Annotated in this window: 18 protein-coding genes; 7 read left to right on the forward strand and 11 right to left on the reverse strand. The window is 35.6% G+C overall.

What is annotated here, in order from left to right; genetic code table 11:
- Nucleotides 1-111: 111 nt before the first annotated feature.
- Nucleotides 112-5,757 (reverse strand): excinuclease ABC subunit UvrA, encoded by a 5,646-nt coding sequence (gene uvrA / locus RHAB15C_RS02645; protein WP_194845779.1) that lies wholly within the window; start codon nucleotides 5,755-5,757, stop codon nucleotides 112-114.
- 77 nt (nucleotides 5,758-5,834) lie between these two features.
- On the opposite strand from uvrA, the gene pyk reads away from it, so the two are divergent.
- A complete protein-coding gene (gene pyk / locus RHAB15C_RS02650) occupies nucleotides 5,835-7,277 on the forward strand; it encodes a pyruvate kinase (protein WP_194845778.1) in 1,443 nt (480 codons plus the stop codon).
- Nucleotides 7,278-7,281: 4 nt separating this feature from the next.
- Here pyk and RHAB15C_RS02655 read toward each other — a convergent pair whose 3' ends face one another.
- The 7 genes from RHAB15C_RS02655 to RHAB15C_RS02685 all read right to left on the reverse strand — a co-directional run bounded on the left by RHAB15C_RS02655 (nucleotide 7,282) and on the right by RHAB15C_RS02685 (nucleotide 13,978).
- Nucleotides 7,282-7,614, reverse strand: coding sequence for a hypothetical protein (locus tag RHAB15C_RS02655; RefSeq protein WP_194845777.1), 333 nt, complete (start codon nucleotides 7,612-7,614; stop codon nucleotides 7,282-7,284).
- Between the two features lie 69 nt (nucleotides 7,615-7,683).
- Nucleotides 7,684-8,397, reverse strand: coding sequence for an RsmE family RNA methyltransferase (locus RHAB15C_RS02660; RefSeq protein WP_194845776.1), 714 nt, complete (start codon nucleotides 8,395-8,397; stop codon nucleotides 7,684-7,686).
- Complete coding sequence (locus RHAB15C_RS02665) at nucleotides 8,387-9,643, reverse strand: LpxL/LpxP family acyltransferase (RefSeq protein WP_194845775.1); 1,257 nt, start codon at nucleotides 9,641-9,643, stop codon at nucleotides 8,387-8,389. Before RHAB15C_RS02665 ends, RHAB15C_RS02660 begins: the two co-directional genes overlap by 11 nt.
- A 58-nt stretch (nucleotides 9,644-9,701) precedes the next feature.
- Complete coding sequence (locus RHAB15C_RS02670; protein WP_194845774.1) at nucleotides 9,702-10,697, reverse strand: coiled-coil domain-containing protein; 996 nt, start codon at nucleotides 10,695-10,697, stop codon at nucleotides 9,702-9,704.
- A gap of 66 nt (nucleotides 10,698-10,763) precedes the next feature.
- Entirely contained in the window at nucleotides 10,764-11,909 is a 1,146-nt protein-coding gene (locus tag RHAB15C_RS02675) for a glycosyltransferase (RefSeq protein ID WP_194845773.1), read from the reverse strand.
- Between the two features lie 3 nt (nucleotides 11,910-11,912).
- On the reverse strand, nucleotides 11,913-13,175 hold the full coding sequence (locus RHAB15C_RS02680; protein ID WP_194845772.1) for a YbbR-like domain-containing protein: 1,263 nt from the start codon (nucleotides 13,173-13,175) through the stop codon (nucleotides 11,913-11,915).
- On the reverse strand, nucleotides 13,172-13,978 hold the full coding sequence (locus tag RHAB15C_RS02685) for a diadenylate cyclase (protein WP_206759039.1): 807 nt from the start codon (nucleotides 13,976-13,978) through the stop codon (nucleotides 13,172-13,174). Before RHAB15C_RS02685 ends, RHAB15C_RS02680 begins: the two co-directional genes overlap by 4 nt.
- Before the next feature lie 181 nt (nucleotides 13,979-14,159).
- Here RHAB15C_RS02685 and RHAB15C_RS02690 point away from each other — a divergent pair, with 181 nt between their 5' ends.
- Entirely contained in the window at nucleotides 14,160-15,530 is a 1,371-nt protein-coding gene (locus RHAB15C_RS02690) for a cytochrome ubiquinol oxidase subunit I (protein ID WP_194845771.1), read from the forward strand.
- A 3-nt stretch (nucleotides 15,531-15,533) separates the two neighbouring features.
- Entirely contained in the window at nucleotides 15,534-16,559 is a 1,026-nt protein-coding gene (gene cydB / locus RHAB15C_RS02695) for a cytochrome d ubiquinol oxidase subunit II (RefSeq protein ID WP_194845770.1), read from the forward strand.
- On the opposite strand, the gene RHAB15C_RS02700 is transcribed toward cydB, so the two are convergent.
- Nucleotides 16,556-18,025: a protein kinase family protein gene (locus RHAB15C_RS02700; protein WP_194845769.1), complete on the reverse strand. Its 1,470-nt coding sequence runs from the start codon at nucleotides 18,023-18,025 to the stop codon at nucleotides 16,556-16,558. The genes cydB and RHAB15C_RS02700 overlap by 4 nt on opposite strands.
- Nucleotides 18,026-18,314: 289 nt before the next feature.
- Nucleotides 18,315-18,905, reverse strand: coding sequence for a 3'-5' exonuclease (locus RHAB15C_RS02705; RefSeq protein ID WP_194845768.1), 591 nt, complete (start codon nucleotides 18,903-18,905; stop codon nucleotides 18,315-18,317).
- 247 nt (nucleotides 18,906-19,152) lie between these two features.
- Between RHAB15C_RS02705 and nusB the strand changes: the two genes are divergently transcribed.
- Genes nusB through RHAB15C_RS02725 form a run of 4 tightly spaced genes read left to right on the forward strand, consistent with a single transcriptional unit; the run spans nucleotide 19,153 to nucleotide 22,450 of the window.
- Nucleotides 19,153-19,563, forward strand: coding sequence for a transcription antitermination factor NusB (gene nusB / locus RHAB15C_RS02710; protein WP_194845767.1), 411 nt, complete (start codon nucleotides 19,153-19,155; stop codon nucleotides 19,561-19,563).
- Entirely contained in the window at nucleotides 19,557-20,429 is an 873-nt protein-coding gene (gene murB, locus RHAB15C_RS02715; protein WP_194845766.1) for a UDP-N-acetylmuramate dehydrogenase, read from the forward strand. The genes nusB and murB overlap by 7 nt, the downstream gene beginning before the upstream one ends.
- Nucleotides 20,416-21,225: a PHP domain-containing protein gene (locus tag RHAB15C_RS02720; RefSeq protein WP_194845765.1), complete on the forward strand. Its 810-nt coding sequence runs from the start codon at nucleotides 20,416-20,418 to the stop codon at nucleotides 21,223-21,225. The genes murB and RHAB15C_RS02720 overlap by 14 nt, the downstream gene beginning before the upstream one ends.
- Before the next feature lie 4 nt (nucleotides 21,226-21,229).
- Entirely contained in the window at nucleotides 21,230-22,450 is a 1,221-nt protein-coding gene (locus RHAB15C_RS02725; protein ID WP_194845764.1) for a bifunctional folylpolyglutamate synthase/dihydrofolate synthase, read from the forward strand.
- Here the strand turns inward: RHAB15C_RS02725 and RHAB15C_RS02730 are convergent.
- Nucleotides 22,393-23,202, reverse strand: a complete 810-nt coding sequence (locus RHAB15C_RS02730; protein ID WP_194845763.1) for a hypothetical protein — start codon at nucleotides 23,200-23,202, stop codon at nucleotides 22,393-22,395. The genes RHAB15C_RS02725 and RHAB15C_RS02730 overlap by 58 nt on opposite strands.
- Nucleotides 23,203-23,483: the final 281 nt, after the last annotated feature.

Below are 23,483 nucleotides of genomic sequence, written 5' to 3' on the forward strand. Positions count from 1 at the left end.
TTAATTTAATTATTTGTAATTTTGTTATTAAAGTAAATTTATTTTATTCATTTATGAACTAGTGTGATGTAAAAATATAAGAACAATTGAAAATAAACTAGAAAAGCAAGTTTACTTTTTAAGAAAGGTTAAATGCTCTTTTAAATAGGGCGCAGTTTTTGATTTAGAATTTTTTGCTACCTGTTCGGGAGTGCCTTTTGCCACAATTTCTCCTCCGTTTAAACCGCTGCCTGGACCTAAATCAATCAGATAGTCTGCAAAACAGAGCAAATCGAGATTATGCTCGATCATAATGATCGTGTGGCCCTTATCGACTAATTTTTGAAAGATGGGAATGAGTTTAGCGATGTCGTCTGCATGAAGACCGACAGAGGGTTCATCAAATAAGTAAAGAGTATGGCCTCGTGCAGATTTAGAGAGTTCTCTACTAAGGCGTAGGCGCTGAGCTTCTCCTCCGGAGAGGGTGGCTATTTCTTGGCCAAGAGCTAGGTACCCAAGACCGACTGTTTGTAGAGTTTCTAAAATGCGTATAGCTTTAGGGATAGGGGGAAGGAAAGAAAGAGCTTGTTCTACTGTCATATGGAGAATATGTCCGAGGTGTTGGCCTTTATAAGTTACAGTAAGACTAAGGGCATTAAGGCGAAAACCTTTGCATGATTCACAAACGATAGATACATCGGGTAAAAATTGCAGAGAAATACGTCTGATTCCATGTCCTTGGCAGGCTGTACACATTCCTTTGGGGTGATTAAAGCTAAAGTTTTTAGGGGCAAGTCCACGTCTTTTAGCTTCTGGAAGTGCAGAGAAAAACAAGCGAAGAGAAGTGAGTAAATCCACGTAGGTAGTAATATCAGAGCGATTGGTTTGGCCAATGGGATTTTGATCGAGCAGAAGAACTTTATCGACAGCTAATTTGCTAAAGTGGGTATTTAAGTAGGTAAGTTCCGATTTTTTTGTGCGGATAGCTTCTAGAGCAGCAGGATAGATCAGATCGGTTAATAAAGTAGACTTACCCGATCCCGATACTCCTGAAAGGCAGACCCAAGCGTGCAAAGGAATTTCTGCTGCGATTTTTTTTAGATTATATAGGTGCGCATTTTTTATTTTGATAAAAGAAGAGAGCTTTCGACGGGAGGGAAGGGGGACTTTCTTTTTCCCTGTTAAATAAGCTCCGGTTAAAGAATCAGGATTGTTTTTGATTTCTTGTAGAGTGCCTTGCGCAGTAATTTTACCCCCTTCTTTCCCTGCTTTTGGCCCAAAATCCAATACATAATCAGCAAGTTGAATGGTAAGCGGATCGTGCTCTACTAAAACAAGGGTGTTTCCTAATTGGCAAAGATAAAGAAGAGCGCGGTTAAGTTTTTCATTATCATACGGGTGCAGGCCAATAGTTGGTTCGTCTAATACATAAAGGCAGCCTGTTAAACCGCTACCAATTTGTCGGGCTAATCGAATACGTTGAGTCTCTCCACCAGAGAGAGTAGGCGCACTACGCTCCAAAGAAAGATATCCCAGACCGATCATTTGTAGAAGTTTCAAACGTTGAGAGATTTGATCTAAGACATCTTGCAGGAATGCAACATCTGCTGTCAGAGAACTTACAAACTGTATAGCTTGGTCAATAGAAAAATGACACAGATCTGCAATCGATACCTGATTGATGGTAACATGACGAGCAAGAGGATTTAATCTTGTGCCTTGGCAAGCAAAGCAAGTGCTTTGATTGAGCAGAGTAGAAAGGATTTGTTTAGTGTGGGCGTCTGCTAATTTTGCTAAGTTAGCAAGGATAGGATTAAACCCTAACCATTGCAGTTCCAAATGATCTAAAGAAATGGCTTCTTTAGATCCGTTAAAAAGAAAATGGATCTGTTCTGGTAGAAGAGATTGTATAGATTGATCAGGATCGATTCTCTGTTTTTTTAATAATTGATAAAAAACTTTAAAGCAGTATTTAGAAGCAGCTTCTTTCCAAAAAATGCAGATGAGTTCATAAGAAGAGAGCTTCATGATTTCTGGGAATCTACAAAGATCGGATCCATACTGAAATCCCAATCCATGACATTCTAAACACATTCCTTGTTCTGTGTTGAACGAAAAAGTATGTGGTGTAATAGGAGGATAAGACTTGCCGGTACTAGGGACTGCAAAAGAGAGATTAAAAAATAAGTCTTGATCTTCAAGAGCTACGACAAGAGATCCTTTAGAAAGATCAGAGGCTTTTTCAATTGCATCTAGCAAACGCTGTTCTATTTGAGGTTCTATCTGTAGTCGATCAATGACCAAAAATAATTGATGTTTACGGGTGTGATCAAAGGGAATAGGATCATCTAAAGTAAAATAGGTATTATCTAAACGAATACGTAAATAGCCTAATTTCTGCAGACGTTTAGCAAAGTCGGTAAAATTCTCAGAGCGCTTGAGTTCTATAGGAGAAAGAACGTGTATTTTAGTATGTAGAGGTAATTGAGTGAGATTTTTTAACACATATTGTTTGCTAATGGTGCGGATTTGTTCTTTTGTTTCAGGACAGTGAGGAATGCCTAAATGCGCATAAAGGATGCGTAAAAAATCATAGATCTCCGTCATAGTACCGATAGTAGATCTGGGATTACCTGCATGGTTTTTTTGTTCAATTGCAATGGCAGCAGAGAGATTTTCAATAGACTCTACTTTAGGTTTAGGCATTTGTTTAACAAACTGTCGTGCATAAGAAGAAAGAGATTCAATGTAGCGCCTTTGTCCTTCTGCATAGAGCGTTTCAAAAGCTAAGGAAGATTTCCCCGAACCAGAAGGACCTGTACAGAGAGTGATTTTATTTCTAGGAATAGAAACATCGATTTCTTTTAAGTTGTTCTGGGAAGCTTTTATCACGGTAATTAACTGGTTTTGTTGTCTTAGATCTGTCGTAGAAGGTGGTGGTAGCAAAGGTAGAGATTTTAATGCTTGTTTGATAAAAAAAGCGGTAGGAGTGTGCATTTTAGCTAGTTTTTCAGGGGTTGTAGATGCCATTACTTTGCCTCCTTTTTTCCCTCCTTCAGGTCCTAATTCGATAACCCAGTCCGCTGTTTTAATTAGATCGATGTTATGCTCAATTACCAAAACACTATGACCTTTGTTAACGAGTTTTTGTAATACTTGAAGTAGTTTATCAATGTCATAAAAATGCAGTCCCGTTGTAGGCTCGTCTAAAATGTACATAGTATGCCCTCTGCTGGAACGAGAGAGTTCTTTAGCCAACTTAATCCGCTGCGCTTCCCCTCCTGATAGAGTAGGCGAAGCTTGGCCTAATTTTAAATATTCCAACCCTACTTGATGCAGCATGTCTAATTTTTGATGGATATGAGGAATAGAAGAAAAGAATACAGACGCTTCTGCAATAGTCATTTCTAAAACATCGTAGATCGTTTTTCCTTTATAGGTAATGGCTAAGGTATTTTCATCAAATCTTTTCCCTTCACAAACCACACACTCTACCCATTCATCTTCCATGAAATCCATATCGACTTTGATCATTCCCATACCATGGCAATGGATACAAGATCCTTGCTTGACGTTAAAACTAAAACGACCTGCTGCATACCCTTGCGCAATGCTTTGTGGAAGTTGGCTGTATAGATCGCGAATATCATCGAAGAGTTTAATGAAAGTGGCGGGGTTTGATCTAGGAGTTCTACCTATGGGGGTTTGGTCAATTGCAATCACTTTATCAATTTGCTCTATGCCTTTTATGTTTTTATAAGCTCCAATAGGTAGTTTTGCACGGTGAAGAGCATTAGCGAGTGCCGGATAAAGGGTGTCAGTAATTAAAGAAGACTTACCCGATCCCGATACCCCTGTAATTGCAACGAGCAAATGCAAAGGAATTCTCAGGGTAACTTGCTGTAGATTGTGATGAGAAGCTCCTTCTATAGTTAAAAAAGAAGTGCTTGTGCGTCGTTTAGGAATGAGAATGTTTAATTTACCAGAAAGGTAGGCACCTGTGATAGAAGCGGAATTATTCAGTAGATCTTCAAGTGAGCCACAAGAGATAATTTCACCCCCTTCTTTTCCTGCTTTTGGGCCTACATCGACAATTGTATCAGCTGCGCGAATAGTCTCTTCATCGTGCTCTACAACAATCACAGTATTGCCTAGCTCTTTGAGTTTTCTTAAAGTATGTAGCAACCGGGTGTTGTCTTGTGGGTGCAGACCTACTGAAGGCTCATCGAGTACATACGTGGCACCGACAAGCCCTGAGCCAATTTGTGTAGCCAAACGTACACGTTGCGTCTCTCCTCCAGACAAAGTAGGCGCGCTGCGCTCAAGGCTGAGATAATGCAAACCGACTCCTTTTAAAAAAGCAAGGCGTTGTTTGATCTCTTTTAAAAGTTCTTCTGCAATAAGTTGTTCTTCATCGGTAAAAACAAGGTTTTCAAAAAAAATATAAGCATCATGGATAGATAAATGGGTGATTTCCGCAATTCTTTTTCCATGAATAGTTGTTGCTGCAGGATATGGTTTAATGCGCTCTCCTAAACAGCTAGGACAGAGAGATTGTATAAGGATTTTTTGCATTTTTGCGCGGTAGAGATCGCTTTGCGCTTGCTCGTAACGCTCTTTTGCATCAGCTAACACGCCTTTAAAATGCACATATTCCGTCCAGCGTGTTTTTTTTATCGGATGGACAAATTTCATGCATGTCCATTTTTGCTCTATTCCATACAAAAATACTTGTTTGGCTTTATCAGAAAGCTCTTTCCAAGGGGTGCTCACACTAAAGCCATAAATACGAGCTAAATTATCGTAAATATTGCCCCAACGTACGGTATTATAGGAGCCTGCGACTGTGCAGCAGTCTTCTTTAATAGATAGATTGAGGTTGATGATTTTCTCCAAATCAAAATCCTCTATCCTTCCTAAGCCTAGACATCTTGGACACATCCCTTTAGGATGATTAAAAGAAAAATCAGAAGGTTCTAAAGGGGCATAAGATAAACCAGATTCTGAAGAGAAAGCATGTTCTGAAAAAAGCAGCTCTTCTTGTGTATCGACAAGAATGACGCGCATAACGCCAAGACCTGCTTCTAGTGCTTGAGAAATGGATTCAATAAGCCTTTTCTCTTCATTTGGATCAAGAGTTATCCGATCAATGACAAGATCTACGTTGTGTGCTACTTTTCCATCAATAGCAATCTCTTCTGTTAGATTAACCATTTTTCCATCTAGGAGTACTTTGGTAAATCCTTTGCGCAAAAGTTCTTTAAAATCTTCTTTGAATTCTGCTTTTTTATTAGCGGCATAGGGAGCTAAAATCAAAATTTTAGTACCTTCTTTAAGTTTTTGGATGCGACGTGTGATTTGACTCATGCTTTGAGGGGTTACTATCTGCTTACTAATGGGGCAATGAGCAATGCCAACTCGCGCAAAGAGAACACGTAGATAGTCATAGATTTGCGTGATTGTTCCTACTGTAGATCTTGGGTTGCGGCCAGCTGTTTTTTGTTCAATGGCCACAGTAGGAGATATTCCCTCTATATTTTCTGCCTTGGGTTTAGGCAGGTCTCCTAAATGGCGCCTGGCATAAGTGGAAAGAGATTGTAAATAACGCCTTTGTCCTTCCACATAAATGGCAGAAAAGGCTAATGAGGATTTACCCGATCCCGATACGCCTGTAAACACAATCAATTGGTTATGATTTAAAGTAAGATTTACTTCTTTTAAGTTATGAACGGCTACTTTTTTTAAAATAATCTGGCGCATAGAAAACAAATCATACATTATTTCCCTTTTTTCGAAATACTTGCATTAAGTATCATAGTCCTTTTAGACACCCATTGAACAATAGTTTATAGCACATGTTAAGAAAGACAAAAATCATTTGTACGATTGGACCTTCTGTTAGAAGCTATGAAAAAATTCTACAACTCATCGATGCAGGGATGAGTGTAGCTCGCTTAAACTTTAGCCATGGAAGCCCTCAAGGACATCGAGAAACCATTGAAATGCTAAAAAAAGCGCGTAAGGAGAAGGCAGTTCCTCTTGCTATTATGCTGGATACCAAAGGACCTGAGATCCGTTTAGGCTCTATTAAAAATAATTATTTGGAAGTTTTCCCCAAGCAAAAAATATTAATTACCAAAGAAGAGGTGCTAGGAGATGTTAATGGCATAGCTATCCACCCCTCTTTTGTGCTTGATTCTCTTCAAATAGACGCTCAAGTTTTGTTTGATGACGGCTATATACTAACTAAAGTTGTGGAAATCTCTAAACAAGGGGTTTTAGTTGAAATAGAAAATCATGGGATTATTCGATCTTATAGAGGTGTAAATGTCCCAGGGATTAATATCGACCTGCCTTCTATGACAGAGCAAGATGTAGAAGATATTGTATTTGGCTGCGGATTAGGCATTGATTTGATTGCTGCTTCTTTTATTCGTTCTGCTGAACATGTTTTAGAAATCAAGCAGTTATTGATGGATCAAGAAAGCCCTGAGATTCTTATTATTGCTAAAATAGAAAATAGTTTAGGTGTACAAAATTTTGATTCCATTTTGCAAGTAGCGGATGGGATCATGGTGGCAAGAGGAGATTTAGGAGTAGAACTACCTTTAAATCAAGTACCTCGATTACAGAAAATGATGATTCGTAAGTGTCGTCAGACAGGTAAACCCGTTGTGACTGCAACACAAATGCTAGAATCAATGATTGCAAATCCTCTACCTACACGTGCAGAGGTGTCAGATGTAGCCAATGCTATCTATGATAGCACATCTGCTGTCATGCTATCAGGAGAGACCGCTGCTGGAAAATATCCTATTCAAGCAGTACAAATGATGAAAGAGATTGTAGAAGAGACCGAAAAGGATTTTAATTATCGGCAACTATTTGCTAATGATTCAGCAATAAGTTTTAAGGATATAGCTGTAACAAACTCTGTAGCTCTAGCATCGGTTAAAACCGCCTATAGTTCTCATGCTAAGGCAATTTTTGTTTTTACCAATAGCGGGTTTTCTGCACGAGCTCTATCCCGTCTTCGCCCAGAAATTCCCATTATTGCTTTAACTCCCCATGTTAGAGTGTATCATCAATTAGCTCTTGAATGGGGTGTTATCCCTGCGTTATCTTCCAATCAAAAAAATATCCAAGAAGCTTTTATACAAATAAGTAACTTTGCTTTGAACCAAGAAATTGTGCAGTTAGGAGATTTGGTGGTAGTGGTAGCAGGAGATCCTTTTGGAATTAGTAGAACAACTAATACCATGATTGTGGAAACTATCGGAGGCAATAGTTTCTCTTAAATGTTTAGTAGCACTTAAGAAATAGCTGCAATTCTTTAGATGCTTCTTTTAAAGCTGTTAACAAAGAAAGCTTTTGCATTTGAGGTGCCATTTCTGGAATGGCAGTTAGATCAATCAGAGCTGCCTTAAGAAAATTTTCATGATTATGGACTTGATCATGGTATTGGTTCATTAAATCTATCAAGGTTTTTGCGTGCTTTCCTATTTCTTCACGGCTAGGATTAAAACGTTCATCCTGTTGTATCTTAGAAATTAAAGAATCGACTTTTGCCTTTAATTTTTCAGCCTCTTTGATAAAAAGAGGATGAGCTCCTGAAGAGGGTTGAAAAGCGCTCATATGCGTACTCCTTAGTTTATAATTTTATCCTATATTTATTATATAAATAATTCAATGATTTACTGTTAATTATATTTTTATTTTAGATTGTATTAAACTAAGTGCTACTAAACTAGCTGTTTCTGTTCTTAGAATATTCGAATGAAGGCGTATTGGTTTAGCGTGTAAATGTGAGATTGCATAAGATTTTTCCCTATCAGATAATCCTTTTTCTGGTCCAATGCAGAAAATAATAGGAGGAATGAGATCATTTTTAGGCATTTCCCATAAATAAGGATTTTGTATAGAAGGATCGCTAACTAACAAAGTCGTTTTTACCTGCTGCCACTGGTTAAGAGGGGGTTTTATTTCTATTCTAGGTAAATCAAGTCTGCCACATTGTTTAAGAGCCGCAATAGAAAGAGCTTGTAGACGATGTAATTGTTGGTCAGAAACTCCTTTTTTCTCACTAAGTTCTGCAGGAAAAAGCCAAAATTCTGTAGCATTTAGCTCTGTTGCTTTTTCTATGATCCATTCTAAATGATTCATCTTAGCAATTCCTTGAGCTATAATAATACTTGGCTTAGTATCTTCTGTTACTACGGATAATATTTCTACTTGTACGCATGTTTTTTCTATTTGTATAACAGATCCGATAGCTAGCTGTCTTTTTCCATTTACCAGTTCCACTTTCTCTTTTAAACGAATACGACCCACATTCAGATGGTGTAATTCTTTGCCAATAACAGATAAGATGTCTGTTTTTTGAAAAGAAGATTTTAAAAAAAATCGGTTATGGGGCACGCAAAACCGCCCTTTTTAAAGCTTGAGAAAAAGGTTGATCGTCTTGCGTATTCCCTAAGCGGTACAATTGCTCTAAAGATATAATTTGAAAAGCCGATAACTTTAAAAAGTAGCGATAGAGCTTATAGCAAGAAGAAAAGTTATAGATCAGCTTATAGCAGAAGTTGCTTTGCAAAAGATCCTCTTCTTTTTCATAGTACTCTATTTGCATATCTTTGATTTGTACAGAGTAGTTTTTATGAACTTTAAGTGTAATGAATTCATGAGGATACACTTCTCGAAAGGCTATCAAATCAGCTGCTATTTTTTCAAATAAAGACCTTTCTTGAGGCAAAATTATACAAATAGAGTCAAAACGAAACTTTCCTTTTATTCTCTTTAAGGTTTGTTGTTTCCAGCGATTATGCAGCCAAAGCCATTGGTCTGGTTTTTCCATAATACTTGCTTCTAGTATAGATAAGGCTTGCAGCATCATTCTCTCTATTTCTTGATGAGCAGGAGCTTCTCGATTAGGCCAAATAGGTTCGGAATATCGAATACGGTAGCCTGCTTTTTGACGCTTCATAGTTGCTACAACAAGAGGAGATCCTGTTCGATAAGATAACAATGCAGGTATAGGAGATGTCCAAGCTTTTCTACCTAAGAAAGAAGAGCACAAGCCACTCTCTGGCATTCCTTGATCACCGACAATTCCCAAAAAAGACCCTGCTCTTAAAGCTTTTAATCCTTCTTTTACCGCTTCTCTGGGATGAATAATTTTGCCGCCGTATTTTTGCCTGATTTTAAGAGCCCAGTTATAGAGAAATCGATTTTTAATAGGTCTTCCTATGGCAACCCCTCGCATCCGCTTTGTTCCCTCTAAAAAAAAAAGCTCCCAGTTTGCTTGGTGTCCACAAAAAAAGATCGGAGATATTCCTGTTTTGTATAGGCTTTCTACTTGTTCTGGATTTTCGCATTGCACAAGGTGGTGGATATTTTTTTCTCTAGAAAGCTTAGGGTATTCTAAACAGGTTATCATCACATTTTGTATAGAACGCCTAGCTAGAGAAATCACTTCCTTCTTAGAGAGGTGTAAATTACTAGCCAGACTCAAATTGCTCAATGCGCGCTTACGGAACTTAGAAGATCCATAAAAAAGACAAGCCCCTAGAAAAGCGCCTATCTTATGAATATTTCGATAAGATATCCAACGCAAAGGCCAAGTGAATACTAGAATACTAAAATACACCAAACGATCGGATAACATTCTTTATGTATAACAGATTAAGGATAATATATGAATAAGGAAATTATTCTCATAGTTTTTATATAAATCCAAATAAAGTATTAACAACTGCGCTTATTGAACCTTCTTTAGGATTAATCAAATACCTAAAGGTATGCTTATCTAATAATTTTGTTAAGATTTGAGATGCTGAGTCTATATCGGGATTTGTTTGAGTGCAAAATTGAAGAAAACTTATCTTAAATTCATTTTGAAATGCATTATTAATTTCTACCTTAACTGGATGTGATAGATGTTCATAAATAATAGGCGTATCTATGATTGATTTATTAAGAACTTTCTGTGTAATAAGAATCTGGTTATAAGGATAAAGGGTCTCTATCGGGAAAAGAATTTTATTAAGAAGATCTATTTGGGGCTTTAGTCTTTCAATTTCTTCGTTTTTTGATTGTAGTTCTTTTTGTAACATGTTGTTTAAACCACTAACATCTTCTAAAGTATCTGCAAATTCGATATCCGAATCCGAACTCACGGACATAATATCTTCTGCACAAAAAGAATCTAGAGCAGTCGTTCTAGTTAGAAATTGTGAGTTATTTTCTGAAACGGTTGAAGAAGTGGTTTCTTTAAGAGAGTCTATTTGTAATTTTAGTCTTTCAATCTCTTCGCTTTTTGATTGTAATTCTTTTTCTAGGGTTTTGTTGTTTTCTGTTGTTTTAAAGCTGTTTGTTAAAGAAGCTTTCCAACCCAAATATTCTTGTAGTTCTTTTGATTGAAATTTACCAGGACATATGAACCCCACTAAAGAACCAAAAAAGATCATAGAAGTACAACATAGCGCTTTTATTAGATGAGGATAAGCTTCTTTATAATAGTCGGAAGGGTTCTTACGTGAGATTTGAGATGCTACCCAACCAAAACCTTTATAGGTTGCCGCAAACAAGTGGACGCTTGCATCTACTAGCAAAAAAAGGCTAGAGAATACAGCATACACTCGATCATCTAAAGAGCCTTTTACGTCTGGGGATATAGGAGTCATAAGTCTTTGAGTGCAAGAAAAATCTAAATAGAGCATAGGTTTCTTCCTATAAAAATTTTTATTTAAAAAATAATGACGCCCTTAAAAGAACGTGTTAGTAGTCTAATTATTTATTAAGATTGATTCAACCATACGATCTAATTGATGAGAAAAATCGAAGCTTTTTACAGATTCGCGAATAGCAACCGCGCTTTTTTCTGTCTTGGGATGAGAAAGGGCTGTATTTAGAGCTTGAGCAAATGAGGATATATCTTCTAAAGACTCAATTACGGTTCCAGTAGCAGGAGATAGAATTTCTGAGCCGCCATTACGTGCAGAGGATACGACGAATAAACCCATGGCAAGGGCCTCAACTGTAACATTGGCAAAGGGATCATAGAAAGAAGGGATGACTAAAGAATCAGCGTATTGATAGAATTGATAGGTGTCATTTCTTGGCCCAAAGAAGGTGACTTTAGATTCTAGATTTAGCTCTGATACTTGCTGCTCAAAGTCTGCTAAATGATATTCTTTTCCAATCACGCTTAAATGAAAGCTCTGATTGCCTATCAAGGAAAGAGCTTGTAGTAATTTAGATAAACCTTTACGGCGGTAATTATTTCCAATGAATAAGAAATGGTAGCAAGAAGAAGGGAGCTTTAATTCCTGGAGAATAGCTTGTTTTTTTTGATGCCAACTTTGAAAATAAGACTCCAGAGCAGTCCATTCTACTCCATTATGTACAACTTGTATTTTTTCTGGAGCAATATCATAGTGAGAAAGCACTTCTTGTTTTACAAAATGCGAATTTGTAAATAAAATCTGTAATTCTGGATGCTCAAAAGCTTTTTTTTCCAACTGCAAAGTCATTTGATGTAGAGGATTAAAAAAGAAGCTAAGCTTTTTATATACCCCTTCTTCTTGTGCTCGGTAGTTTAAATAAGCTGCATGGACTCCATTTCCTGCCCGAATATGCGTTTGAAATTGATTGCGATCTAGTCCAAAGATGATCGGTGTAGGATGCTTTTTTATGTATTGAGCGCAGCAACGATTAAACTGTAATAGATTCAAAACGCTTAATCGATAATCAATGGGAAAAGAAACGATGTTAAGGTAATCTGATGTGAACGGAGGATGAAAAGTTCCTGTTGTTAATAGAGTTGTAGGAAGGTTTTTTTGACAAAATCTTTGAGCGATCCGCCAAGTATATTTTTCTAATCCACCTGTTTGTGTAAGGTTGCTTTTTAAAAGAGTGATTTGACGTTTCATTTATTACAAATTAAGTGGTGTTATAAGGCTAACAGAAGAATCCATTTCTTCGATAGTAATTACATTTTTTTTTAGGGAAATAGATAGATTTAGCTTTGTTTCATCTGTTTTGAATAATTGTAGACGATTTACATAACTACGGAAGCGATTTCTTAAATATTCCTCCCTTAATATAGGGGCTAGCAGCAAAATATCTGGATCAACGATTTCTCCATGAAAAGCTTGTACGTATTGGTCTTCTAATTGTCTAAGATTAACCAGTTGTAAATTCCAAGAAAGCATTTCTTGCTTAGCCTGTGGTATAACGATAATTTCGATCTGAATCATTTTTTCAACAAGATTTAAAAAGCGAGGTCCCACACCATTAACTAAAAGAGGAATTTGAATGACGCCTTGTCCGTGTATTTTTTTTAACAAAGTAGATTCAGCTAATTGAACTGCATCAGGGTTTAGTTTGTTTAGGGTTTCAATAGGAAAGAATAAAGATACAGGGATAGCATGATTAAGAGAAGAAAAGTAAGAACGAATAAAATCGATTCTAAGTAATTTTGCTTTTGGATCATCGATGGAAATAGGAACATCGCTTAAAGAAGGAACTTTAACCTGTTTCCAATAATCAGGAACAAAAAAGCTGACCACCTCTTGTTTATCGTTATCTAAAGGATCAAGTTGGGATTTTTTTATTTCATTGAGATTTAAAGTAAGCCTTAGTTCCTTTTCTTTGAGTCGTTTTAAGGTATCTTCAGGGCCTTGCACTGTAAGAAGTAAGCGATAAGGCCAGATGTCTAAAAATTGATAGCCACGAGGAGCTTCTCCTATGGGTTTAGTAATAATGACAGGAATTTGCTCTGTCACTAAATTAGTCATTTGCACAATAAAGCTAGGATATTGAACACGCTTAATTGCTTTAGATAGATCAATTTCAGGATTTAACGAAGATAAGTTTTTTTTAGATATGATGCCCATGAATTCATCTGGTTTATCTCCTGCGTCCAATACAACTTCCAAATCATAAGAGCTCAGCTCTTCAATAACGGTTTTGTTACCAGTGACTGTTAGATTGAGCTTTTTAATAAGATGTCCGTTTGTCTGTATTCCTTCTAATGTTTTTCCTGGAGGTAGGTTAATGATGCGAATGGGGACGTTATTAATAGTACGTGTACTAATCAGTGTTTGGTTCACAATAAGCCAGATAATAATTGCTAAAATTAAGGCTACAAGTTTTCTAGGCCAATTAGAGAATAATTTGGAAATTACAGCATTCATTTCTGAAACCAATTTCTAAAGTTAAGTTTAGTTTTAAAATTTGTGTTTATGGGAGCAGGAGGTGTAAAAACGCTGCGGATAATTCCTTTAAATCTATCAATTTTCACACCAGGTGTCATTACCCCATCACGAGCAATAGAAACTCTGCCTGCTTCTTCGGAGATAATGACAATCACAGCATCTGTCAATTGACTCGCTCCTAAAGCTGCTCTATGTCGTGTACCCATGGACCTGGTTAGTTGTAGACTATCTTCAGCAAGAGGCAGAATCACAGAAGCAGCAAGAATGGTTGTATTGCGAATAATCACTGCACCATCGTGCAGAGGAGTTGTTGTATCGAAAATGGATTCTAGTAGCTCTGAAGAAAAGGTTGCATTGAGTTGTATGGCTTTTCTGGCAAAATCATCTAAGGAATCTTCATTTTCTAATAGAATAAGAGCCCCGAGTCTTTTTTCTGCAAGGCGATATACAGAAGTGCCTAAATGGTCTAGGAATTTATCAAATTCTGTTACTTCTTTATAACGACGTCCTTTTGGACTAAGCTTAGATAGCGCTACACGCATTTCCGGTTGAAAAATGATTAATAAACCCAATAATGCTGTATTGCTTAACAATCCTATAATTCTGTGTAATATTGGGAAATTTAACCAAGCAGCAAAGGCAAAAACGAATAAAATGGCTAATAATCCCAACACCACATCCATAGAACGTGTATTCCAGAAAAACATAAGTAAATAGTTGATAACCAAAGTGATTACTAGAATTTCAAAGAGAGAAGTAAAGCTATGAAAAAGTGCACTCATTTTTTATATCTTAGGAGTTATTTAATAGAGTTTGAACCCAGGCAAACTATAACAGAAAAGATAGCTGGAAAAAAGAATATTTTTTAATTTAAATGATCTTAGATGATCTTCGCTTTGAGTTTTTTCGCGATATTGTTAGGATCAAGAATTATTCATTTTTTAAACTTAAAGAAGAGAGCTTATGGATGTTGTTATGTTATCTCGAATTCAATTCGGACTAACAAGTGCATTCCACTATATTTATCCCCCTTTAAGTATTGGCATAGGGTTAATGCTTGTCATTTTTGAAGGTTTTTATTTAAAAACAAAAAATGTTCTCTATCAACAAATTGCAAAATTTTGGACGAAAATTTTTGCTTTGACCTTTGCTCTTGGTGTTGCAACAGGGCTTGTACAATTATTTGGATTTGGGACAAATTGGGCTAATTATTCCCGTTTTGTAGGCGATGTTTTTGGCAGTGCTTTGGGAGCAGAAGGGATCTTTGCTTTCTTTTTAGAAGCAGGTTTTTTGGGGATTATGTTATTTGGGTGGGAAAGATGTAGTCCTAAATTTCATTATTTTTCTACCATTTGTGTAGCTTGTGGAGCGCATTTTAGCGCTATTTGGATCGTTGTAGCCAATTCTTGGATGCAGACACCTGCCGGGCATATTATTTCAGGTGAAGGTAGGCAAGCGCGCGCCATTATTCATAATTTTTGGGAAATGATCTTTAATCCTTCGAGTGTAGATCGCTTAATTCATGTCATTTTAGGCTGCTGGTTAGCAGGAATCTTTTGTATTTTGAGCGTTAGCAGCTATTATTATTTAAAAAAACGCTATACGCAATTTACAAAAGCTACTTTACGCATATCTTTAGTTGCAGCAGTCCTTGTTCTCATCTTGCAACTTATCTCAGCAGATAGCACCGCAAGAGGGGTGGCCAAGAACCAACCTTCAAAATTAGCAGCTATGGAAGGGATCTATGTAACAGAGCCTAAAACTCCCATTACATTATTTGGTTGGACAGATGATGCTACAAAGACGGTAAAAGGGTTTAAAATTCCTGGCCTTTTAAGTTTTTTGGTCTTTCATGATTTTACTACTCCTGTTACTGGATTTGATCAAATACCAGAAGATGAAAGACCTCCTATTCAAGTGGTTTTTCAATCTTACCATATGATGATTGTCATGTGGTCTTTAATGGCTTTGCTTACTATTTTAGCTTGTATTCAATACAGACGTAAAAAGCTCATACATTCTAAATGGATTTTACGCAGTTTAGTGGTTTCTGTCTTATTTCCTCAAATTGCCAATTTTAGCGGCTGGATGACAGCAGAAGTAGGAAGACAGCCCTGGATTGTCTATGGAATTCTTAAAACAGTGGATGGTGTTTCAACCAACATTCATGAAAGTCAGGTCTTTTTTTCGATTATGATGTTTTTGGTAATTTACGCCTTATTATTTGCTCTGTTTATCTATCTACTGAATCATAAAATCCAACATGGTCCAGAAGATGTTTTGCAAATACAGCAAGGTCTAGTGTATCGTGACCCTTTTGAAAAAGAGATGTAAAGAATGGATTTTACCCTTAGTTTTATTTGGTATCTTGTAATAGGTATTGCAATCATTTTTTATGTTGCCTTAGATGGTTTTGACCTAGGAACTGGGATGCTGCATTTATTTACAAAAACAGATCGAGATAGACGCATTTTTTTAAATGCTATAGGCCCTGTTTGGGATGGGAATGAGGTATGGCTTGTCATTGTAGCAGGTGGCTTGCTTGCGGGATTTCCTCCTGTATATGCTACTTTGTTGTCTGGTTTTTACAATCTCATTATGATTTTTCTTTGCGGGCTTATTTTCCGTGCAGTAGCTATTGAATTTCGTAGTAAGCAAACTTCTTTATTGTGGCGCAAGGTCTGGGATAGTACCTTTTCGATTGCCAGTTTTATCATTGGATTTGCTTTAGGTCTTGGATTAGGTAATTTAATCCAAGGAGTTCCTTTGGATCAAGAAGGTAACTTTATAGGAAGTTTTGGCCTGTTTTTCCGCCCTTATCCTATTTTGATTGGATTGTTTACCACAACACTGTTTATTATGCACGGCTCTATCTATTTAGCTATGAAAACAGAAGGGATGTTACATGAGAAATTGCGTATTTGGGTCAAACGCTGCATTCTCTTATTTGTCATTACCTATTTTATCACAACGCTTTCTACCTGGATATTTATGCCTCATATGGTAGAGCGTATTAAAGAGTATAGATGGCTTTCGCTTGTTCCTATAGCTGCTCTATTAGCTATTCTAAATGTGCCTAGACTATTTTCTCTAAAAAAAGACTTTCAAGCCTTTCTTTTTTCCTGTTTAGGAATTATCCTCATGCTTGTTGTTTTTGGGATAGGCACATTTCCTAACCTCGTACGCTCTTTAATACAGCCAGACCTTTTAAGTCTGAATTTTTTAAATGCTTCTGGTTCAGAGTTAAATCTTACCGTGTTATTGATTATTGTAGCTATCGGGCTCCCCTTTGTATTTTGTTATAGCGCTATGATTTATCGCGTTTTTAAAGGAAAAGTTAAGATTGAATCTTCTAGCTATTAAATAGCTTTGCTTAAGTTTGATAAGGAAAAGGCTCTTTCAAATTTAGCTAAAGCTTCTGAGGCGCTAATGCGTTTTTCCCAGGAGATTTTTAGCATTTGGCTTATAAGAGAGTACAGCTCTGTAGATTCTTCTTTCTTGATATAAGAGCCTAATAAGTTGTCTAGCACAATACCCATGGCATAAACATCTCTGCATAGTAATAGGTTTTTTATATCTGTACGCAGTTTATTGTTTTCACTATCTGTTTTTTTAGAGCGGCGTAGTTGTCTACGCAAAGAACGATAAGCTATATAATCTTCTTCTAATTGATAATAGGGAGTACCAATGCTTGGCCATTTAGCTTTTTTTGATAAATCAATGGCCCCTCCAAAATCTGCAATAACACATTCTATAGAAGCATCGCTCTTTCTTTGAAATAAACAGTTTGCTTCTTTAATATCTCCGTGGCTAATTTGTTGTTTTTCCAACTCTTGTAATCCTTTAAGGAGCTGTCTAGCAGATGCTATTTTTTCATCTGGCTTTAATTTTCTCATGATCTTATCAAGGCTGGAGTCATATTTTAGAGCTATGTATCCATAATAATTTGTGTTTTTTAATCTAAAGTCAAATAAGGAATAGGGTTCTTGTTGAATTCCAATAGGATTGCTATTAAGAAAAATCTTATTTAAAATGATAGCTTCATTCATGATAACTTCATGAGAATCAGAGCTGATTATAGCACTAGACATAGCATCAGGGTCATGGGCTATTTTGGCTACAGATAGTCTGCCCATAGATAATTCTTGGACAATCAATACTTTTCCAAAGGAACCTTTACTCAAAATGTTCTTTGTAAATAGTGTCAATAATGGCCATTCTTCATCTTCTTTCTTCTTTAAAAAGAGTATACTTTCATCTTTTAATAAGTAAATAACCTCTTGTTTTTTTTTAGAATGGAACTGGGAAAATGCCGTTATTCCAAGTAGCTTGCGAAAATAAGTTTTTGATATGAGTCCTCCACTAGCGGTTTTTAACTCATTACCATCCTCTGTATATTTTGTTTTGATGATCTCTTGAAAAAACGCATCTATTTTCTTTTCAGTTTCACAAGCTGTTTCGAGTTGCTTTTCAATCTCTAAATGAAAATTTTTCGAACAGATTTTATTAATCTTAATGCCTAATCGGTTTGAAAGGCTATTCATATTGATATAGATTGTTTTTCCTTTATATGTGGTTTTAAGGAATTTAAGATGCATCATGGACATGATAGATAAAATAAAAGACTTACTGTACTCAAAAAAACCTTTATCAATAACTTCTACGTATACATTTGTTTCTGCTTGAGTAAAGGTGTCATTTGATGGTAATTTGAACTTTAAGCGGTTCTTTTTTAAACCAGCAGGTAATTCAATCATCTTTCCTGGTGCTTTACTGTATGTTTCTGAGGCGGTTGTTTTTTCAATAGCAATGGCATCTATATATGGCATAAAAAACCTATATTTAATGTACTACATTAATATTTTAATATTAATTGATTTTTAAGAGAAGTTTAAAATAATAAAAACAAAAAAAGAGGACTTCTTACTAATCTTTTCGAGAATGTCCGTACCATTATAGAGACAGATCTATTTTTTTTGCTTAAATATAAGCGTTCATCTATATCAAGAAGTCTAAAGCAAAGAATTTACTCATTTATCAAAATATTAATAAACGATTTTTAGTACAAAATTACGGATATAGATGAAAATATCCGTATTTTTGTACCATGCATAATTCTTAGCTCATATTCGGAAAACCTACAATCGCTTTATAGCATAATAGAAGATGTAGAACACCATTCATAGCTCGATGTGGGTGCTGCTCACTTTCAAGAGAATATACCCTTGCAATAGCATCTTTAGAGCAACCTGTTTCCCAGGGAAAAAGCTTTAGACCCATTTTTGCTTGGCGTATTGCTTCTGCCCAATACATGGAAGCCAGGTCTAACCAATGATAAGGGAAGAGGAGAGCTTCTTGTAATCCAGGATCAATAAGATAAGAGAAAAAAGCGCGATCAAAAGAAGGATTTTGACAAATAAAAACAGCTTTACCTCGGGTAATTTGGTTTTTAGCAAAACAGTCTTGTATTTGTTGAGCTACAATTTGATAAGGTAGCCCTTGATGCACCATTTGCCAATTGAATCCATTAATTTCTAGACTTTTGAGATCACTTTTTTGCCAATCTTCTAGGCTAATAGCAATTACTGATTCAAAAGAATTCTTGCAAGAACCTGTTATAAGATCAATTATTTGAAAAGCAATTTCTATGATTTTATGTTTTTGTGGATTTAAACCATTGGTTTCTGTGTCTAAAAAAATTCCTAACAAATCAATCCTTTACTTAAAAAAAAACAAGAACAATTAAGGTTAACAAGAAAAGCAGGCAGATTCAATAAGTATTTTTTTATTGGTAACGTAATATTTTATTTGATATATCCCATTGCTTAAGAGAAGGCAATTGAGATATTAATATCTTGTAGTGCATTATTTTTTTTAATTCTTTTAAAGAATGGTAGCAAACTAAGTAATCTGTTACTATGTGTGATCTATTGTTTTACTCTAGGGTCGATCATCCATGATTTCTCCGCATAAGTTTCGAGAGGTTGTATTTCAACTCCTTTATAGTGTCGATTTTAGTCAATGTCCACTGGAAGATATAATGTCCATGGTTATGGAAAAAGTTGCTGTTACAAAAAAAGTGGTTCGTGAAGCATATGCTATGCAGAAGCTAATTACAGCTCGAAAAGAGGAGATAGATACGATACTAAGAAAGCATGTGCAGAATTACCAGATAAATCGTATACCTAAGGTTGAATATAATGTTTTGCGTTTAGGCATTTACGAGTTGCTTTATTGTCCAGATCTGCCTTTTAAAATAACTATTTCCGAAGCCATTCGTTTATCTCGTAAATTTGCTACAAAAGAGTCAGCTAATTTTATTAATGCTGTCTTAGATAGCGTTTACCGATCTATAACATCATGCTAATATTTCAATCTAGAAAACTACTAAAAGATTATACAACCATCCAAATAGGTGGCCCAGCACATGAGTTTATCGCAGTAGATTCTATAGAAGGAATGCAAGATGTTTTGCGTTATTGTTTTATATGTAACCGAAATTTTTTCATTTTAGGTAAAGGCTCAAATTGTCTATTTCACGATGATGGGTTTAAAGGGCTTGTTATTTTAAATAAAATTGGTTTTTGCTTAATTGAACAAGAAGTTGTGTCTGTGGGTGCAGGTTATAGTTTTTCTTATTTGGGAATGCAAACAGCAAAAAGAGGTTTATCCGGTCTAGAGTTTGCTTCAGGAATTCCAGGCTCTGTTGGAGGAGCAATTTATATGAATGCAGGCATCTCTTCTTCTGAAACAGCAGATTGTTTGCAAGAGGTTACGTTTATTGGACAAGACGGTAAGATGGAGGTTTTATCTCGCGACCAGATAGGCTTTTCTTATCGATTTTCTTCTTTTCAAAATCGCAAAGGAGCAATTGTAGCAGCGAAGTTTAAGCTAACTAAAACAGAGAAGGCAAAGCAAAAACAGCTTGATCTCATAGATTATCGAATCAAAACACAGCCTTATAAAGATTTGTCGGCAGGGTGCATATTTCGTAATCCTGATAAGTTGTCGGCAGGAGCTCTTATTGAAAAATGCGGTCTTAAAGGGGCTTGTATAGGCGATGCTGAGGTTTCTTTAATGCATGCAAACTTTATTATTAATAAAAAAAAGGCAACCGCTAGTCAAGTCTGCGCATTAATACAGCTTATCCAGCAGACAGTAAAAGAAAAAGAGGGGGTTGATCTAAAGATGGAAATTCTTTGCATCCCGTATTGTTTAGATGTTTCGTGCTGATTTGCATTGCCATACCACTTGTAGCGATGGGGCAAGTAGTCCTGAAGAGTTGCTACATCAAGCAAAAAGTATGGGTCTGCAAGGGCTATCAATTACAGATCATGATACAACGGCTGCTTATACAGCGGCTGTTCCTATTGCTAAAGAGCTTGGACTCTTTTTAGGTACTGGAGTAGAGTTTTCCTGCAGCTTCGAAGGGCAAAGCGTTCATATATTAGCTTACGATTTTATTTTATCTAACCCTATTATTGAAACGCTTTGTAAAGAGCAACAGTTCAATCGATCAAAGAGAAACCAAGTTATTTTAGAGAAATTGCAATCTAAAAAAATTTTTATAGATCAAGAAGAGCTAGATAGTTTAAGAGGAGTTCTTGGACGTCCCCACATTGCGCAACTAATGATAAAAAAAGGCTATGTGAGCTCCATACAAGAGGCGTTTACCCTTTATTTAGGAGATAATAAATCGTGTTTTTATCGAGGAGAATTACTTCAAATAGAGAAGACAATACACTTAATTCACCAAGCTCAGGCAAAAGTTTTTTTAGCGCATCCTCATCTTTTGTCTCGGTCTATCTTTGTAAAAAGTCTATTCAAATTACCCTTTGATGGAATAGAATGTTATTATGCAAAAATTTCTTCCACCCAAGAAAAAAGATGGATTAATTTAGCTAAATCCAAAGGTTTATTAATAAGCGGAGGGTCTGATTATCATGGAAGTATAAAAAATTATTTACCTTTAGGTTGTTCGTGGGTGGATAGAGATGCTTTTTTTGCGATTTTTCAAAATGTATTATAAAAACATGTCTAGCTATAAAAAAATACTTAAACAGCTTTTAGAAATATCTTTATTAAAAGAAAAACCAAGCACATTAGAAAATGTGCAGTCTTTGAATAAAGCACTTTCCTATCCTACAAGTACATACTCTACTATTCACGTTGCAGGAACCAATGGAAAAGGTTCTGTCTCTATGAAAATAGCTAAAGCTTTAGAATATTGCGGCTATCGTGTTGGGTTATATACTTCACCTCATGTTCATTCTTTGCGTGAGAGAATTTGCATTAACTCAGAATTAATTTCTGAAGAAGAAATGGTTTGTGGAGCGGAAAAACTTTTTCAAGTGTGTCAAAAGTTAGGGTTAGATCTCTCTTTTTTTGAACTTATGACTTTTCTAGCTTTTGAATTTTTTTGTGAAAAACGCGTAGATATAGCAGTTATTGAAACGGGATTAGGTGGTAGATTAGACGCTACGAATATATTATGTCCTATTCTTACGGTTATTACCTCTATTAGTAAAGAGCATATGCAATTCTTAGGTCAAAATTTAGAAAAAATAGCTTTTGAAAAAGCGGGCATTTTAAAACCCAAAGTTCCTGTTGTTTTGGGGCCAAGAGCTCGTTTTCAGTCTATTTATAACCATGCTTGTGCTTTGAATTGTCCGGTTTATTATGTAAGTAAAGTTTTTCACTTTTTTGATGAAGAAAACAGTGAAATTGCTAAAAATTCCTTAGAGCAACTTAAAACCGATTTTATTTTAACTCAAAAAGCCATAGATCAAGCTCTTATTTTACGGCCTAGTTGTCGTTTTGAAGTTTGTGGAGATGTAATTTTTGATGTAGCGCATAATCCAGAGGCTATATTTTATCTTTTGCAAGCATTGCATTATTTTTTCCCAAAAAAGCGCTTACGCTTCGTAGTAGGCTTCTCAAAAAATAAGGATTATGAAAGCTGCTTAGAATTAATAGCGCCTGTTGCGACACATATTCATTTAGTCCAGGGAAATTATAAGTTAGCGTCTGCAAGTGAGCTCTCTTTTGCGTTAAAAGATGCACCTTTCTCCTTTTATACCTGCCATCAGAGTATAGAAGAAGGGGTTAAGGCAGCTTTTAACTTTGCTTTTCAAGCAAATGAGTTAACAGTTGTCTGTGGCAGTTTTTATATTATGCAAGAAGCTAAAAATATTACTTATCCTACAAAAGCTTTTGATTTAAACATGCAAGAAGCACCTATTGCTTTTTCTTGATCTAAGATTTCAAATAATTCTAAGAAGATCTCATTAACTTCTTCTTTAGAAGGGAATCCTTCATGCGTGCCTACCAATTCCCGAGCAGTCCCTATTAAACATTGGATAGTTTCGAAAGTATTTTCAAAAATATTTGTATTTAAGAATTCCATGTTTTCACGCACGCGTTTTTTATATTCCTCAGGTAAAAGATTAAAACGATGTTTTGCCTGACTGCTCTGATCGTTATATAATAGAGCAGCAATTTCAAATAATTCTTCTGTGTATTCGATATAAAACCCTAGATAAAGTAAGGTTTGTTGTTTGGAAAACCAGTTCAAATGAGAAGAGCTTTTATTTTTCTTAAGATTTTTTTCTGCTTGCTTAAGAATCACCTTAGCTTCTGCAACTACTTGCCTATCAGCAATAGCAGGGCGGTGATGATATTCAAAATCGTGAATTTGTTGTTTTAAAATACGTATTGCTTTACGGGTGACTTGCTCTTTTAATTCTTCAGATCTGTGCCTAATTAAACTAATTTCTTGTTCTACCAAACGATCCTCAAGTTGCCTGTACAAACTAATAAGAATTTCTTTAGAGTGTTTAGCAAAGGAAAGATCTATTTGGTATAAGTTTTGAATCTCTTTTTCTATAGCAGCTAATTGCTTAGAAAAATATTCGTACGCTTTAGGGGAGATGAAGCAGCGTCCGATCTCTTCAGAAAGAGATTGTAGCTTAAAATGTAAGCTTAAATAAGTAATTTTTTGTGTCATATTAATTAATTGTTTTATTTATTATTATTAATTAAGTATAATTAACCGCACACTTAATTCTATTTCTAATTTATTTAGAAATCAATAATAATAAACATCTTTATTTCTTGCTGTTAATATTTTTATTTTGTGGTTTTTTCTTTTTTTTCTATAAATCTCTTCAATAAAATAAATATATTATTATTTTTAATATGTAAACTTTTTTTATCATTTCTTGTTTTAGCTAAAGAATAGATAAGAGAGATGCAAAAAGTGATTTAATAACTATTTTTTTTTTGAAT

Source organism: Candidatus Rhabdochlamydia porcellionis, assembly GCF_015356815.2.
GTDB classification, from domain to species: Bacteria; Chlamydiota; Chlamydiia; order Chlamydiales; family Rhabdochlamydiaceae; genus Rhabdochlamydia; species Rhabdochlamydia porcellionis.

Coding starts and splice junctions, on each gene's coding strand:
- uvrA (WP_194845779.1), bottom strand. CDS start 5,757: ATGTATGATTTGTTTTCTATGCGCCAGATTATTTTAAAAAAAGTAGCC.
- pyk (WP_194845778.1), top strand. CDS start 5,835: ATGTTAAGAAAGACAAAAATCATTTGTACGATTGGACCTTCTGTTAGA.
- RHAB15C_RS02655 (WP_194845777.1), bottom strand. CDS start 7,614: ATGAGCGCTTTTCAACCCTCTTCAGGAGCTCATCCTCTTTTTATCAAA.
- RHAB15C_RS02665 (WP_194845775.1), bottom strand. CDS start 9,643: ATGTTATCCGATCGTTTGGTGTATTTTAGTATTCTAGTATTCACTTGG.
- RHAB15C_RS02670 (WP_194845774.1), bottom strand. CDS start 10,697: ATGCTCTATTTAGATTTTTCTTGCACTCAAAGACTTATGACTCCTATA.
- RHAB15C_RS02675 (WP_194845773.1), bottom strand. CDS start 11,909: ATGAAACGTCAAATCACTCTTTTAAAAAGCAACCTTACACAAACAGGT.
- RHAB15C_RS02680 (WP_194845772.1), bottom strand. CDS start 13,175: ATGAATGCTGTAATTTCCAAATTATTCTCTAATTGGCCTAGAAAACTT.
- RHAB15C_RS02685 (WP_206759039.1), bottom strand. CDS start 13,978: ATGAGTGCACTTTTTCATAGCTTTACTTCTCTCTTTGAAATTCTAGTA.
- RHAB15C_RS02690 (WP_194845771.1), top strand. CDS start 14,160: ATGGATGTTGTTATGTTATCTCGAATTCAATTCGGACTAACAAGTGCA.
- cydB (WP_194845770.1), top strand. CDS start 15,534: ATGGATTTTACCCTTAGTTTTATTTGGTATCTTGTAATAGGTATTGCA.
- RHAB15C_RS02700 (WP_194845769.1), bottom strand. CDS start 18,025: ATGCCATATATAGATGCCATTGCTATTGAAAAAACAACCGCCTCAGAA.
- nusB (WP_194845767.1), top strand. CDS start 19,153: ATGATTTCTCCGCATAAGTTTCGAGAGGTTGTATTTCAACTCCTTTAT.
- murB (WP_194845766.1), top strand. CDS start 19,557: ATGCTAATATTTCAATCTAGAAAACTACTAAAAGATTATACAACCATC.
- RHAB15C_RS02720 (WP_194845765.1), top strand. CDS start 20,416: ATGTTTCGTGCTGATTTGCATTGCCATACCACTTGTAGCGATGGGGCA.
- RHAB15C_RS02725 (WP_194845764.1), top strand. CDS start 21,230: ATGTCTAGCTATAAAAAAATACTTAAACAGCTTTTAGAAATATCTTTA.
- RHAB15C_RS02730 (WP_194845763.1), bottom strand. CDS start 23,202: ATGACACAAAAAATTACTTATTTAAGCTTACATTTTAAGCTACAATCT.